The sequence below is a fragment of the Gordonia sp. i37 genome (genome assembly GCF_002043085.1).
Taxonomy (GTDB): Bacteria; Actinomycetota; Actinomycetes; order Mycobacteriales; family Mycobacteriaceae; genus Gordonia; species Gordonia polyisoprenivorans.
Genome location: NZ_MVPX01000449.1, coordinates 1 through 12,958 on the forward strand (window position 1 = coordinate 1; position 12,958 = coordinate 12,958).

Annotated in this window: 14 protein-coding genes and 1 pseudogene; 7 read left to right on the top strand and 8 right to left on the bottom strand. The window is 67.6% G+C overall.

Annotated elements, in window-relative coordinates; translation table 11 throughout:
* Positions 1-308: 308 nt before the first annotated feature.
* A complete protein-coding gene (locus B1964_RS22095; protein WP_079931293.1) occupies positions 309-1,529 on the bottom strand; it encodes an NADH:flavin oxidoreductase in 1,221 nt (406 codons plus the stop codon).
* On the bottom strand, positions 1,526-2,110 hold the full coding sequence (locus tag B1964_RS22100; protein ID WP_079931294.1) for a TetR/AcrR family transcriptional regulator: 585 nt from the start codon (positions 2,108-2,110) through the stop codon (positions 1,526-1,528). Before B1964_RS22100 ends, B1964_RS22095 begins: the two co-directional genes overlap by 4 nt.
* 130 nt (positions 2,111-2,240) lie before the next feature.
* Here B1964_RS22100 and lpdA point away from each other — a divergent pair, with 130 nt between their 5' ends.
* The gene (gene lpdA / locus B1964_RS22105; RefSeq protein WP_026920339.1) at positions 2,241-3,626 is read left to right on the top strand and encodes a dihydrolipoyl dehydrogenase; all 1,386 of its coding nucleotides are present in this window, start codon (positions 2,241-2,243) and stop codon (positions 3,624-3,626) included.
* Between the two features lie 98 nt (positions 3,627-3,724).
* On the opposite strand, the gene B1964_RS22110 is transcribed toward lpdA, so the two are convergent.
* Positions 3,725-4,489, bottom strand: a complete 765-nt coding sequence (locus tag B1964_RS22110) for a hypothetical protein (protein ID WP_079931295.1) — start codon at positions 4,487-4,489, stop codon at positions 3,725-3,727.
* A gap of 163 nt (positions 4,490-4,652) precedes the next feature.
* Between B1964_RS22110 and B1964_RS22115 the strand changes: the two genes are divergently transcribed.
* The 5 genes from B1964_RS22115 to B1964_RS22135 all read left to right on the top strand — a co-directional run bounded on the left by B1964_RS22115 (position 4,653) and on the right by B1964_RS22135 (position 9,547).
* Positions 4,653-5,534, top strand: a complete 882-nt coding sequence (locus tag B1964_RS22115; protein WP_079931296.1) for a DNA-3-methyladenine glycosylase — start codon at positions 4,653-4,655, stop codon at positions 5,532-5,534.
* A gap of 129 nt (positions 5,535-5,663) precedes the next feature.
* On the top strand, positions 5,664-6,500 hold the full coding sequence (locus B1964_RS22120) for an ABC transporter permease (RefSeq protein ID WP_079931297.1): 837 nt from the start codon (positions 5,664-5,666) through the stop codon (positions 6,498-6,500).
* Positions 6,501-6,514: 14 nt separating this feature from the next.
* Entirely contained in the window at positions 6,515-7,267 is a 753-nt protein-coding gene (locus B1964_RS22125; RefSeq protein ID WP_020172352.1) for an ABC transporter ATP-binding protein, read from the top strand.
* 100 nt (positions 7,268-7,367) lie between these two features.
* A complete protein-coding gene (locus B1964_RS22130) occupies positions 7,368-8,408 on the top strand; it encodes an ABC transporter substrate-binding protein (protein ID WP_006372524.1) in 1,041 nt (346 codons plus the stop codon).
* Entirely contained in the window at positions 8,405-9,547 is a 1,143-nt protein-coding gene (locus B1964_RS22135) for an LLM class flavin-dependent oxidoreductase (protein ID WP_079931298.1), read from the top strand. Before B1964_RS22130 ends, B1964_RS22135 begins: the two co-directional genes overlap by 4 nt.
* Here B1964_RS22135 and B1964_RS22140 read toward each other — a convergent pair.
* Positions 9,498-10,145, bottom strand: coding sequence for a methyltransferase domain-containing protein (locus tag B1964_RS22140; protein ID WP_079931299.1), 648 nt, complete (start codon positions 10,143-10,145; stop codon positions 9,498-9,500). The two genes, B1964_RS22135 and B1964_RS22140, sit on opposite strands and share 50 nt — an antisense overlap.
* A 10-nt stretch (positions 10,146-10,155) precedes the next feature.
* Complete coding sequence (locus B1964_RS22145) at positions 10,156-10,692, bottom strand: carboxymuconolactone decarboxylase family protein (RefSeq protein WP_079931300.1); 537 nt, start codon at positions 10,690-10,692, stop codon at positions 10,156-10,158.
* Positions 10,693-10,717: 25 nt separating this feature from the next.
* Here B1964_RS22145 and B1964_RS22150 point away from each other — a divergent pair, with 25 nt between their 5' ends.
* On the top strand, positions 10,718-11,185 hold the full coding sequence (locus B1964_RS22150; protein ID WP_079931301.1) for a MaoC family dehydratase: 468 nt from the start codon (positions 10,718-10,720) through the stop codon (positions 11,183-11,185).
* A 12-nt stretch (positions 11,186-11,197) separates the two neighbouring features.
* On the opposite strand, the gene B1964_RS22155 is transcribed toward B1964_RS22150, so the two are convergent.
* From B1964_RS22155 to B1964_RS22165, 3 genes and pseudogenes are all read right to left on the bottom strand, one after another.
* Complete coding sequence (locus B1964_RS22155) at positions 11,198-11,383, bottom strand: hypothetical protein (RefSeq protein ID WP_014358924.1); 186 nt, start codon at positions 11,381-11,383, stop codon at positions 11,198-11,200.
* A gap of 80 nt (positions 11,384-11,463) precedes the next feature.
* Positions 11,464-11,643 (bottom strand): hypothetical protein, encoded by a 180-nt coding sequence (locus B1964_RS22160; protein ID WP_014358925.1) that lies wholly within the window; start codon positions 11,641-11,643, stop codon positions 11,464-11,466.
* Positions 11,644-11,714: 71 nt separating this feature from the next.
* A pseudogene (locus B1964_RS22165) lies at positions 11,715-12,958 on the bottom strand (serine/threonine protein kinase); the annotation flags it as partial.

Here is a 12,958-nt window from a genome sequence, read left to right on the forward strand (position 1 = left end):
GTGGGGGGAAATATGCTTGTGGACAACGGGTTTCGGGGGTGGGCTGGCGGCAGTTTTCTGTCGGTGGGATGTGGTAGGCGGTGCGGTTTTCGCTGCGGCTGTTCGATGTGGTTGGGAAGCGTGTTGTCTCACCGGGTCTCGAGGCCCGGCGCCTTGGGCGCCGTGCACCTCGACCATCGGGGGGAAGGCCCGGCGCCTGGGGCGCCGTGCACCTCGACCATCGGGGGTCTCGACCAGCGGGGGAAGGGGCACATGACCATGGTGTCGCTCATCGCCGATTTCCAGGAGTCACATCGTGTGCGGTGGTCTCACCCACGTACCGGGCACTCGGTGCGTGTGTAGATCGTCGGCATGCACAGGTTGCAGTGGATGCATTGCGACGTCGTCGACGGGTCGGCGCTGATCCGTTGTGGCAGATCGGGTTCGCGGAGTAGGGCGCGGCCCATGGCGAGGAAGTCGAAGCCCTCGGCGAGTGCCGCATCCATGGTGGCACGGTCGGTGATGCCGCCGAGCAGGATGATCGGCAGATCGACCGCCTCCCGCAGCCGACGTGCCAACGGCAGCAGATAACCGGGGTGGTACTCGTAGTGCTTGAGGAAGAACGGGCCTGCGGCCTTCAGCCCCCAGCGCATCGGTCCGGTGAACGCGTCGGCGAACGCGGTCCGCGGCGCCTGACCGTGAAACAGGTACATCGGGTTGAGAAGTGAACTGCCCGCGGTGGGTTCGATGGCGTCAAGGTATCCGTCGGCTTCGAACAGCCGCGCCGCCGCGCACGCTTCGTCGACGTTGAAGCCTCGCCACCGGCGTGCGGGTGCGCCGACGGCTCCGACGCCGTCGTACATGTTGAGCTTGACCCAGATCGCGACATCGCTGCCGACCTCTTCGCGCACCGACTCGAGTACCTCGCGGGCCAGCCGGGCGCGGTTGACCAACGAGCCGCCATACCCGTCGCGACGGCGGTTGAGTAGCGGGGACAAGAAGCTGCTGAGGAGATAGTTGTGGCCGCAATGGATTTCGAGTGCATCGAAGCCGGAATCGACCGCGATGCGTGCCGCGCGGGCGAATGTGGTGCGCAGCGCGGCGATTTCCTCGACGGTGGGTGAGTGCGTCATCGACATCCCCATCGGCGCCGGGATCGGTGAGGCGGCCAACGCCCGGGCCCTGTTCGACACCGAGTTGGCGACCGGGCCCGCGTGACCCAATTGTGCTGCCGCACGCGCACCTTCGGCATGAATGGCCTCGGTCAGCAGGACCAGTCCGGGCGCGGCCTCCGGGCGAAGCCAGATCTGGTGCCGGTCGGTACGGCCCTCCGGGGAGATCGCACAGTAGGCGACGGTACTGATCCCGACCCCGCCTGCCGCCACCTCCCGGTGAAACTCGATGAGATCGTCGGTGACGAGGGCGTCGGGGGTGCGGCCCTCGAAGGTCGCGCACTTGATGAGGCGATTGCGCAGGTGCAGTGGACCGAGCCGGGCGGGCGCGAACGGGTCCGGCGCTGATGAGTCCGACGCAGTGGTGTTGGTGGTCATGACAACTCCTTGGAGACAACCGGTGCGCCGAGTCCGGCGACCACGAACGCGCGCAGTGCCGCGATCGCGTCGTCGGAGAGGGGCCCGTTCCCACCGAAGCGGTGGAGGATCAGCGTGAACGCGAGCGCCCACCGGCGTCGTGCAGCGCGGGTGTCGAGGCCGGGAACCAATGGCGTGAGCAGATCCACCCAGTCGTCCAGACGGAACCAACGGCGCGTCCACGCCGCGTCGCGATGGGCGTCGACGAAACGGGTCAGCAACTGCAGATGCAGATGACCGACGGGGTCGGCCCGAAGGCGGACGAGCGGGTCGACGACGAGGTCGATGAGGTCGGCGATGGTGTGGTCGGCGAGGTCGACGCCGCCGAGGGCGTCGGCCCAGAGCGGTGCCAACCGGTCTTCCAGCAGGGCCGCGACCAGGTCGTCCTTGGATCCGAAGTGATAGTGCACGGCCGCCGGATTGACCCCGGCCTCGGTGCAGATGGCCCGCACCGACACCGCGTCGGGTCCGTCGGTCAGGAATAGTCGTTCGGCGGCCATCAGCAGGTGTTCGCGCGTCACCTGGGCGCGTGTCGGTGCCATGTCTGTCGATCAAAGCAGATCCCCATCACTGATTCAATCAGTGATGGAAACCGTCGGTGTTCGAGGTGGTTACCGGCCAGTACCGGGGACGCTCTGCGCTGGTACCCGACGCCGTCGTAGGGTGGTGGCCGTGGCTGAACACTTCCAAACAGTTGTCCTGGGTGCTGGTCCAGGTGGGTACGTGGCCGCGATCCGGTCCGCCCAGCTGGGCATGAAAACCGCCGTCATCGAAGAGAAGTACTGGGGCGGTGTGTGCCTGAACGTCGGATGTATCCCGTCGAAGGCACTTCTCCGGAACGCCGAGCTGGCGCATATCTTCAACCATCAGGCGAAGACCTTCGGCATGTCCGGTGAGGTCTCCTTCGACTTCGGTCCGGCATTCGACCGCAGTCGCAAGGTCAGTGAGGGCATCGTCAAGGGTGTCCACTTTCTGATGAAGAAGAACAAGATCACCGAGATCGACGGATACGGTGTGTTCCAGGACGCGAAGACCCTGAAAGTGGGGGACCGCGAGATCACCTGGGACAACCTCATCATCGACACCGGATCGACCGTCAAGCTGCTGCCGGGCGTCGAGCTGAGCGACAACGTCGTCACCTACGAGACCCAGATCCTCACCCGTGAGCTCCCCGAGTCGATCGTGATCGTCGGTGCCGGCGCGATCGGCATGGAATTCGGGTACGTGCTGGCCAATTACGGGGTCGACGTCACGATCGTGGAATTCCTCGATCGGGTCCTGCCCAACGAGGACGTCGACGTCTCCAAGGCCATCGCCAAGGAATACAAGAAGCTCGGCGTCAAGGTGCTGACCTCGACCAAGGTGCAGACCGTCACCGACAACGGTGACAGCGTGACCGTCACCTACAAGGACGCCAAGGACAACGACGGTGAACTGACCGTCGACAAGGTCCTGATGTCGGTCGGCTTCGCCCCGCGCGTCGACGGCTACGGCCTCGAGAAGACCGGCGTCGAACTCACCGAACGCGGCGCCATCGCGATCGACGACCACATGCGCACCAACGTCGACGGCATCTATGCGATCGGCGACGTGACCGCCAAGCTGCAACTCGCACATGTGGCCGAGGCGCAGGGCGTGGTCGCCGCCGAGACGATGGCCGGCGCGGAGACGATGACACTGGGCGACTACCGCTTCATGCCGCGCGCGACGTTCTGTCAGCCGCAGGTCGCCTCGTTCGGTCTCACCGAGGCACAGGCCAAGGACGAAGGCTACGACGTGACCGTGTCGACCTTCCCGTTCTCCGCCAACGGCAAGGCGCAGGGACTCGGCGAGACCGCCGGCTTCGTCAAACTCCTCACCAACTCCGAGACCGAGGAACTCCTCGGCGGACATCTGGTGGGCGACAACGTCTCCGAGATGCTTCCCGAGCTGACGCTGGCCCACAAGTGGGACCTCACCGCGCGTGAGCTGGCACGCAATGTCCATACCCACCCGACGATGAGCGAAGCGCTGCAGGAAACGTTCCACGGCGCGATCGGACACATGATCAACCTCTGAGTCACGCGACGAACGCGGCCCGTCCCGGCCAACGCCCGTGGTGCACCACCGGCGCGGACCGGGACGGGCCGCGTTCGTCGTGTTCGACGCCGGAGCGCTCAGCCGTCGGCAGCCACCTTGTTCACCGCCGCGGTGAAGAACTGCCGGAAGGCGGCGTCGTCGGGAGCGGAGCCCGGTGTGGTCGCGGTGTAGAGGGCCGAGACGCTGTACCCCTTCACCGACGCGAAACCGGTGTAGGTGGTGACGGTCACGACCTGGCCGGCCGTGGAGACCTTCTGGTCCTGACGCAGCACCAGGACATCGCCCGGATCCGCCTGGGTGGCCGGTGCGGGTATCACGGTGTTGGTCGCGGTCGCGGTGGTGCCTGCGGCCGCGCCGGTGTTGATCGTGATCGAGAAGTTCTTGCAGGGTCCCGTGGCCCTCGCCCGTGCCGCGGCGACGTCGCTCGACTGCGCGGCGAGGCCTTCGCTGAGAATGCCGCCGCTCGTCGAGGTCGCGACCGCGACACCGAGCTTCGAGGCATCCACGTCCGGCAGCTTCTGCAGATCGGCGCACGCGGACGGGGTGATCGTCGCGTTGCGGGTGGTCCCCTGGAACTGCGACACCGCCTGCCGGAACTGATCCTCCGGCAGCGGGGTGAGGGTGAATCCGGCCGGGAGATCGGCAGCGGTGACCACCAGGGCCTTGACCTTCGCCGGATCGCCGCTGGTCGTCGATACGGTGCTCGGCGACGCCGTGGACGGACCTGCCGACGTTGTGTCAGCGGCCTGCGGTGTCCCCGACGTCGTGCAGCCTGTGATCAGCAGAACCGAGGTGGTGGCCGTCGCGGCCGCCAGAGAACTGCGGATGACCGTGTTGCGCATGAAGTGCCCCCTGTGTCGATGGTTCCGGGCACACCGGAGCCACCGATGAGGGTAACGGCCGGCTGGGCGTCCTTTCCACGGATGGTCGTTCGCGTGAACGCCTCGTCCGCGGTGGTTCGTCCCCGCCCGGGAGTGTCGGGAACGATGGATACAGTCGAGGACGATGAACGCCGAGCGCACCAGGGTGTGGACGCCGCCGGGACCGGTGGATCTGCGATACACGCTGGGACTGCACCGGCGCGGCGGAGGTGACCCCGCGTTCCGCTACGGCCGCGACGGGTCGGTGTGGCGCGCGAGCCACACCCCGGACGGAGCGGCAACCCTGACCGTGCGTGTCGACGGTGAGCGCATCGTCGGCCGCGCGTGGGGCGACGGCGCCGACTGGCTGCTCGAATCGATGCCCGCAATGCTCGGCGGCGACGACGCCCCCGAGTCCATGCCCGTCCACGACGACGTGGTCGCCGGACTCGTTGCCCGCTCGCGCGGGTTGCGCATCGGGGCCACCGGGCGCGTGTGGGAGGCGCTCGTGCCGGCCATTCTCGAACAGAAGGTGGTCGGTGCCGAGGCCTGGCGGGCGTGGCGATACCTGGTGCGCCGCCACGGTTCCCGGGCGCCGGGGCCGGTGCCCGACGACATGCGGGTGCCGCCGCCGCAGGAGCTGTGGCCCTCGATCCCGGTGTGGGACTGGCACCGCAGCGGCGCCGAGCCGGTGCGGATGCGCACGATCCGAGGCGCCACCTCACTCGATGTGGAACGGCACGCCGGTCGGCTCGACATCCTGCGCGGTGTCGGCCCGTGGACCGTCGCCGAGACCCGGGCGCGTGCGGTCGGCGACGCCGACGCGGTGCCCGTCGGCGACTACCACATTCCGTCGGCGGTCGGGCAGACGCTCATCGGGGAGCCGGTGGATGACGCGCGCATGCTCGAACTCCTCGAACCCTATGCCGGACACCGCTATCGGATCATCCGGATGGTCGAGATGCACGGCTCGCGTCCCCAGCGACGGGGCAACCGGATGAGCGTGCGCGACTATCGCTCGATGTGATCCCCACCCGGCCCCGGCCTGCTCCGATACCTGCTGTCGCCGGACGGGGAGGTGGCACAGGGCACTTCGCCTCAGGCTGAGCGCAAGTGTTCTGTCGGCGTCGGATCTGCCGCATCATTGCCCACCATCATGGCTATCTCTCTTTCTTCCACGTCGCCGTCCGCGGCGCCACCGGGCACCAAGTCGGCTGCGCAGATACGCGCGGCACGACGCTCACGTGTGCTGACGTGGATTCGGGTCCTCTCACCCATCGGGGTGCTCGCACTCTGGCAACTCGGCAGCGCCCTGGGAGTACTGCCGCAGGACAAACTGCCCGCACCCTCGCTGATCGCCGAGGCGGGTTGGGAGAAGCTGCAGAGTGGTGAACTCACCGACGCCATTGTGGCCTCCACCGAACGCGTGGCGATCGGCCTGGGGCTCGGTGTGGTCATCGGCATCGGGCTCGGGGTGATCGTCGGACTGAGCCGGCTCTCGGATGCGATCATCGACCCCAACATGCAGGCGATCCGGGCGCTCCCGCTGTTCGGTCTCATCCCGCTGTTCATCCTGTGGTTCGGTATCGAGGAGACACCGAAGATCCTGCTGGTGGCCCTCGGTGCGATCTTCCCGCTGTATCTCAACACCTCTGCGGCGATCCGCCAGATCGACCCGAAGCTCCGTGAGAATGCCAAGGTGCTCGGATTCGGCCGCCTGCAGACGATTCGGGAGTTGGTCATCCCCAGTGCCATGCCGCAGATCCTCGTCGGACTCCGGCAATCACTGGCGATCGCCTGGCTCAGTCTGATCGTCGCCGAACAGATCGCCGCGACTTCCGGGCTGGGATACCTGATCAACAACGCGCGTGACTTCCTCCGCACCGACGTCGTGTTCTTCGGCCTGATCATCTATGCGGCACTGGGATTGATCACCGACGCGATCGTGCGCGCGTTGGAGAAGTACACCACGCGCTACCAACGGACCAACTGAAGGAGGGCCGGCCCATGACTGCCACCATCGATGCCGCGAGCGCCACGCGGACAACGCAATCGACCGAGATCGCCGGGCAGGTATCCGCGGCGACCTTCGCCTACGGCGACGCGGAACCGGTGCTGCGCAACGTATCCCTGACCGTGCGCACCGGCGAGATCGTCGCCATCATCGGCCGCAGCGGCAGCGGCAAATCTACCCTGCTGCGGCTGCTCGCCGGCCTGTCGCAACCCTCGACGGGTGACGTCACCACGTCCGGGGCACCCGCGGTGGCATTTCAGGAGCCCCGACTGTTCCCGTGGCGCACGGTGCGCCGCAACGTCGAATTCGGGGTCGTCCGTTCCCGACTCAAGGGTGCGGCGGCCGCCGCCCGGGTCAACGACACGCTCGCCGAGGTCGGGCTGGCCGACAAGGCCGACGCGTGGCCGGCGCAGCTGTCCGGCGGTCAGGCCCAACGGGTCTCGTTGGCGCGCGCCCTGGTTGCCGATCCGCAACTGTTGCTGCTCGACGAACCGTTCGGTGCTCTGGACGCATTGACGCGGGCGGCCATGCACCGGCTGCTGATCAACCTGTGGCAGGCCCACGGATTCAGCGTTCTCGTCGTGACCCACGACGTCGACGAGGCGCTGCGCCTCGCGGACCGGGTGGTCGTGCTCGCCGACGGGCACATCGCCGCCGACGTCACCGTCGACGCGCCACGTGATCCCGACGGCGCAGCGCAGACCGCGCATCTGCGGACCCGGCTGCTCGACGCTCTCGGCGAATAGGGCACTCACCGCACGTTCACGCTCACCAGTTCTCGTGCCCGACGTCTGTCGGGTCGGCATCATCGAAAGGCTCGTGGAAGAAATGTCTCGTGGTTCAGGCATGTCCGCCGGAGGGTTCCGCGGACGTGCGACCGTACTCGTCGTCCTGGCCGGGATTCTCGCGCTGGCGCTCAGCGGCTGTGTCAGCAAAGAGGATTCGACCGGCGCCGTCGCCGACGCCAGCGTCGATCCCGCACAGTTGGCCGGCCTGACGTTGCGCGTCGGCGACCAGAAGGGCGGTACCGAATCGCTCATGCGCGCTGCGGGAGAACTCGATTCGCTGCCGTTCAAGGTCGAGTTCTCGACGTTCACCTCGGGTCCGCCCGAGATCGAGGCCGCCACCGCGGGCAAGATCGACTTCGCCGTCACCGGTAACACGCCCCCGATCTTCGGTGCGGCGTCGAACGCGAAGATCAAGATCGTCTCCGCCTACACCAACAACGCCGGTGGTGACGTCATACTCGTGCCCGCCGGCTCCACCCTGACCTCCGTCGAACAACTCAAGGGCAAGAAAGTCGCTGTGGCCAAGGGAAGTTCGGCCCACGGAAATCTCCTCGAGCAGTTGAGCAAGGCGAACCTGAAGCTCGGCACCGACGTCACCCCGGTGTTCCTGCAGCCCGCCGACGCGTTGTCGGCCTTCTCCAGCGGCGCCGTCGATGCGTGGGCGATCTGGGACCCGTATACGGCTATCGTGCAAAAGGATTCGGGTGCGAAGATCCTCGCCTCGGGGACCGGGGTGGTCAACGGCTACGGCTTCGGCATCGCGTCCAATGAGGCCCTTGCCGACGCCAAGCGCAACACCGCGCTGCGGATCTTCGTCGAACACCTGGCCAAGGCCAGCAAGTGGGCGTCAGCCAACGTCGAGACCTGGTCGCAGCAGTACGCGAAGGCGATCGGCATCGACCCGCAGGCCGCACTGGCGGCACAGCAGCGCAGCGTCCGGCCGGCCATCGAGATCGACGACACCGTGGTCGCCTCGGAGCAGAAACTGGCCGACGCCTTCGCCGCCGCCGGCCAGCTCGACCACAAGCCCGTCATCGCCGACTTCGTCGACAAGCGCTTCAACTCCACCGTGGCGCCCTACGCAGTGAGTACGCAATGACCGCAGAAGCCCAGCGCGAGGCACACTTCCACTGGTTCCTGCCGACCTCCGGCGACGGACGCGAGGTCATCGGCGGATTGCAGTCGGCAGGCATCCTGGGCACCGCGTCCGCGATCCGGCCACCCGATCTCGACTATCTCGCGCTGGTGGCGAAGACCGCCGAACGGTTGGGTTTTGAGTCGGTGCTGACCCCGACCGGAACCTGGTGCCACGATGCGTGGCTGACCACCGCCGCACTCATCCGGGAGACGAGCCGCCTGAAGTTCCTCGTCGCCTTCCGGCCCGGGCTGATCACCCCGACGCTGGCCGCCCAGCAGGCCGCGACCTTCGCCGAGTTCTCCGGCGGCCGTCTCGCCCTCAACATCGTCACCGGCGGTGACGCGCAGGAGCAGGCGCGGTTCGGTGACCGGCTCACCAAAGGGCAGCGCTACGCCCGCACCGGGGAATTCCTGCAGATCGTCCGGCACGCCTGGTCGGGGACGCCGTTCGATTTCTCCGGTGAGCATTACGACGTCACCGGCGCGGTGGTGGGCCATCCGCCGAACCCGGTGCCGCAGGTGTTCTTCGGTGGTGCCAGCGAGTACGCGCGTGAGGTGGCCGCGGCCACCGTCGACACCTATCTCACCTGGACCGAACCGCCGGAGAAGGTGGCCGCACTCGTCGAGGACGTCCGTGCCCGCGCCGCCCGGCACGGCCGGGAGCTGACCTTCGGCATCCGGGCGCACGTGATCACCCGCGACACCCGCGAGGAGGCCTGGACCGAGGCCCGCAAGTTGGTCTCGCGGATGGACCCGGCATTGATCGAGCTTGCCCGCCAACGGCTCTCGCAGTCGGAGTCCGAGGGGCAACGCCGGCAGCTCGCCCTCAACGCCGACCTCGACAACCTCGAGGTGTACCCGGGGCTGTGGGCGGGCTATGGTCTGGTTCGCCCGGGAGCCGGAACCGCGTTCGTCGGCAGCCACGCCGAGGTCGCCGACCTCATCGCACAGTATCGGGCGATCGGCATCGACCACTTCATCCTGTCCGGGCAACCGCACATCGAGGAGGCCTTTTGGTTCGCCGAAGGCGTGGCGCCGCTGGTGCGTTCGGTCAGTGCCGGCCGGGAGCCCGCGCCAGCACGTACTGCCCCTCACCGATGACGGTCTGCTCGATGTGCTCGGCACCGCCACGGCGTAGCGCGCCGGTGATCTCGTCGCGCCCGAAGACGCGGTAGCCGCCGATGGCCGCCAGCGTCTTCACCCCGGGCACCGTCGAGACCGGTCCGGCCACCGAGGTGAACACCACCAGCAGCGCACCGGGGCGCGCCACCCGCAGCATCTCGTCGAGCACAGGGAGCGGGTCGGGGATCAGGTAGAGCGCTGCCAGGCAGATCACCTCGTCGAAGGTGTTGTCGGCGAACGGGATCGCGTGAGCGTCGACACGGAGGTAACTCGCGCGGACGATGCTGTTGGTGGCGACCGCGGTGTGCAGCATCGACGGTGAGTAGTCGATGCCGACCACGCGTCCGTCGCCGGTGAGACCCGCAGCAATGTCCCGGGTGTAATTGCCGGGCCCACAAGCGATGTCGAGAACCATACGTTCACCGGGCCGGCACAGGTAGGCGCGCAATGCGGCGTCGTAGTCGGCGGTCTCGGGACTGCCGAGACTGAAGCCGCGGGTGAACACCGGCCGCCATGCATGCTCGTAGACGCGGGAGAACAGGGGGTTACGCATCATCCGCGCGGCAAACGACCCCATCGCCGAACGCCTAGGCGCGAACGTCGAGCTGCACGCGCAGGGTGTGCAGGGTGGTGGCGAGCATGTCGTACTGACCGACGAGCAGAAGCAAGCCGATGGTGCGGCGCTCGTCGAGGTGGCGGCGCAGCGCCTCCCACGCGACGTCGTCGACGTCGTGGGTGGTCACCAGTTGGTCCACGACGCGCAGGATGGCGCGCTCGCGATCCCCCCATCCGGCGTCGGGACCGTCGAGGATGCGCGCGAGTTCATCATCGGTGATGCCCGCGCGTTTGCCGATCCGACGATGGTGGTCGAGCTCGTAGGCCGACTCGCGCAGGTGCGCGACACGGATGATCACCATCTCGGAGTCCTTGCGCGACAACGTCCCGAACGGCATCAGCCGCGCCCCGAAGTACAGCCACGCCCGGAACAGACCACGGGTGCGGCCCAGCGTGGAGAAGATGTGGGTGTCATGGACACCGGTGACGCGCGCGGCGAGGCGGGTGAAGGCCCAATTGGCGGGACCGAGGTCACGGAATCCGCCGGGAGCGATCCGAGGGGTGCTCATGGCATCACGGTAGACTACGGCGACTATGACGACTATCACACCGCGCGTGTTCGGCTCCCTCGATGACGTCATGGCCGCGATCGGCGAAGACCTCGGCTCCGGCGAATGGCTCGAGATCACCCAGGAACGGGTCAACCAGTTCGCCGAGGCCACCGGCGACCATCAGTGGATTCACGTCGACCCGGACCGCGCGAAGGCCGGGCCGTTCGGTGCGCCCATCGCACACGGCTTCCTGACACTCTCGTTGCTGCCGATGCTCGCCGGGTCGATCTTCACCGTCGAGGGCCCCAAGCTCGTCATCAATTACGGCATGAACAAGGTGCGTTTCCCCAATCCGGTGCCGGTCGGGTCCCGCATCCGCGCCAACGCCGTGATCACCTCCGTCGAGGAGGGCCCCAAGGGCGTGACGATGGTGGTGCGCAACACCGTCGAGATCGAGGGCGCCGACAAGCCTGCATGCGTCGCCGAGAACGTCCGGGTGATGGTCTACTGACCCTCGTGCGGATCAGGGCGGCGGCGCCCCGGTGACGGTGGTCGTCGTGGTGTAGGTCGCGGTGGTGCTCACGGTCACCGTACTCACGCGCACCGTGGTGTTGGTGACCGTCGTCGTCTGTGTGGTTCCCGAACCGCCCCCGCACGCGGCGAGACAGGAGACCACGACCAGCGCCGCCACGCCCACGGCGAGGCGCATTCGCGTCCAGCGGACCGGCGGTCGTGTGTGATCAACCTGTGGCACAGCCGTTTTCCGGCGGTGCTTGTGGATGTGGCTCATCACGACGTCTCCGTGGCGGTCACCGTCGCGACCGTCGACGTCGTGGTGGTCGTGGTCGTCGTCTCGATGACCGTCGTCCGGGTCACCGTCTGCACGGTCGGCGCCGAATCGTTGCCGCACGCTGCCAGGCCGAGTGTCGCGACGGCGACGGCCACCAGTGCGCCGGTGAGGCGTTTCATGAGGCTCCCTGTTCTTGTGGTGGGCTGTCTGCCGGTGAACGGCTGTGCGCACGTGCTGGTTGCCGGCGGGGTCATGACGGGAGGTTCACCACCGCAGTCGGGCGGGTGACCGGCGACGTACCGAACTGATTGTTGCCGACCTGGCCGACTTCGTTTGCGCCCCAGCAGTAGATGACGAGATCGGAGATCGTGCAGGCCGTACTCCGGGCGGTGGTGATCGCGGTGACCCCCCTGTCCATTCCCGTGACGAGTTGCGGAACGGTGGGCTGGTTGCCGTCGTCGGTCGAGCCGGTACCGATCTGCCCGTCGTCGTTGTCGCCCGCGCAATAAGCCCTGGCCCCGGCGACCAGGCAGGTGGCGAAGTATCCGGCCGAGATGTCGGTGACCGGTCCCGTCGGCCCGGTCACCGCCGTCGGCGCGTTCACCGGTGACGACTCGCTGCTGCTGATCTGATGAAAAGTGTTGTTGCCCCAGCAATATGCCTTCTCGTCGGCAACCGCGCAGCTGTGGTAGTAGCCGGCGCTGATGCGGGTGACGGTACCGGCGATACCCGGGACCGCCACGGCGGTGGTGCTGTCGGCGGTCGAGCCGTTGCCGACCTGTCCGTCGGAGTTGTAGCCCCAGCAGTACACCGCGCCCCCGGCTATCGCACAGACCGTGCGATACGCCGACGAGATCGCGCTCACGCTGCTCGGCAGTCCCTGCACGAGCGTGGGTGTGACGACGTCCGAGGCCGACTCCTCGACGCCGTTGCCGAGCTGGCCGCCCGAGTTGTAGCCCCAGCAATAGGCTTTTCCGTCAGCGACGGCACAGGTGCTGTAGAAGCCGATCGCGATGTCGGTCACCGTGCCGGGCAGGCCCTTCACCTGTGCCGGGCGAGCAACCGTAGTCGACGACGCCTGGCCGGTCCCGAGTTGCCCATTGCTGTTGTCGCCCCAGCAATACGCCGTGCCCGCGGCCACCGCGCAGCTGTGATCCGACCCGGTGACGACCTTGTCCACCTTGTCGACACCCTCGACGCGGGTGGGTGCCAGCACATACTCGCTCGTGCCGTCCGACGGCGCCGGATCGCCGTTGCCGACCTGGCCGCTGGAGTTGTCACCCCAGCAGTAGGCGTGGTGATCGACGACGGCGCAGGTGGTCTCGCCACTGGAGGACAGCGCCGTCGCACCGACGCGGGGTGGCGCGGGAGACGGCCGGGTGAGCACCACGGTGGTGACGGCGACGCCGACGACGAGCAGCAGCGTGAGGACAACCGAGCTGCCGATCAGCAGTGACCGTCGCCGTCGACGTTGTCTCGGCGGAGCGGCCGGGC

Excerpts from the sequence above, each read along its gene's own strand:
- B1964_RS22150 (WP_079931301.1), top strand. The coding sequence starts at position 10,718 with ATGACGACTATCACACCGCGCGTGTTCGGCTCCCTCGATGACGTCATG.
- B1964_RS22110 (WP_079931295.1), bottom strand. The coding sequence starts at position 4,489 with ATGCGCAACACGGTCATCCGCAGTTCTCTGGCGGCCGCGACGGCCACC.
- B1964_RS22160 (WP_014358925.1), bottom strand. The coding sequence starts at position 11,643 with ATGAAACGCCTCACCGGCGCACTGGTGGCCGTCGCCGTCGCGACACTC.
- B1964_RS22155 (WP_014358924.1), bottom strand. The coding sequence starts at position 11,383 with ATGCGCCTCGCCGTGGGCGTGGCGGCGCTGGTCGTGGTCTCCTGTCTC.
- B1964_RS22125 (WP_020172352.1), top strand. The coding sequence starts at position 6,515 with ATGACTGCCACCATCGATGCCGCGAGCGCCACGCGGACAACGCAATCG.
- B1964_RS22140 (WP_079931299.1), bottom strand. The coding sequence starts at position 10,145 with ATGGGGTCGTTTGCCGCGCGGATGATGCGTAACCCCCTGTTCTCCCGC.
- B1964_RS22095 (WP_079931293.1), bottom strand. The coding sequence starts at position 1,529 with ATGACCACCAACACCACTGCGTCGGACTCATCAGCGCCGGACCCGTTC.
- B1964_RS22115 (WP_079931296.1), top strand. The coding sequence starts at position 4,653 with ATGAACGCCGAGCGCACCAGGGTGTGGACGCCGCCGGGACCGGTGGAT.
- B1964_RS22135 (WP_079931298.1), top strand. The coding sequence starts at position 8,405 with ATGACCGCAGAAGCCCAGCGCGAGGCACACTTCCACTGGTTCCTGCCG.
- B1964_RS22100 (WP_079931294.1), bottom strand. The coding sequence starts at position 2,110 with ATGGCACCGACACGCGCCCAGGTGACGCGCGAACACCTGCTGATGGCC.
- B1964_RS22145 (WP_079931300.1), bottom strand. The coding sequence starts at position 10,692 with ATGAGCACCCCTCGGATCGCTCCCGGCGGATTCCGTGACCTCGGTCCC.
- B1964_RS22130 (WP_006372524.1), top strand. The coding sequence starts at position 7,368 with ATGTCCGCCGGAGGGTTCCGCGGACGTGCGACCGTACTCGTCGTCCTG.
- B1964_RS22120 (WP_079931297.1), top strand. The coding sequence starts at position 5,664 with ATGGCTATCTCTCTTTCTTCCACGTCGCCGTCCGCGGCGCCACCGGGC.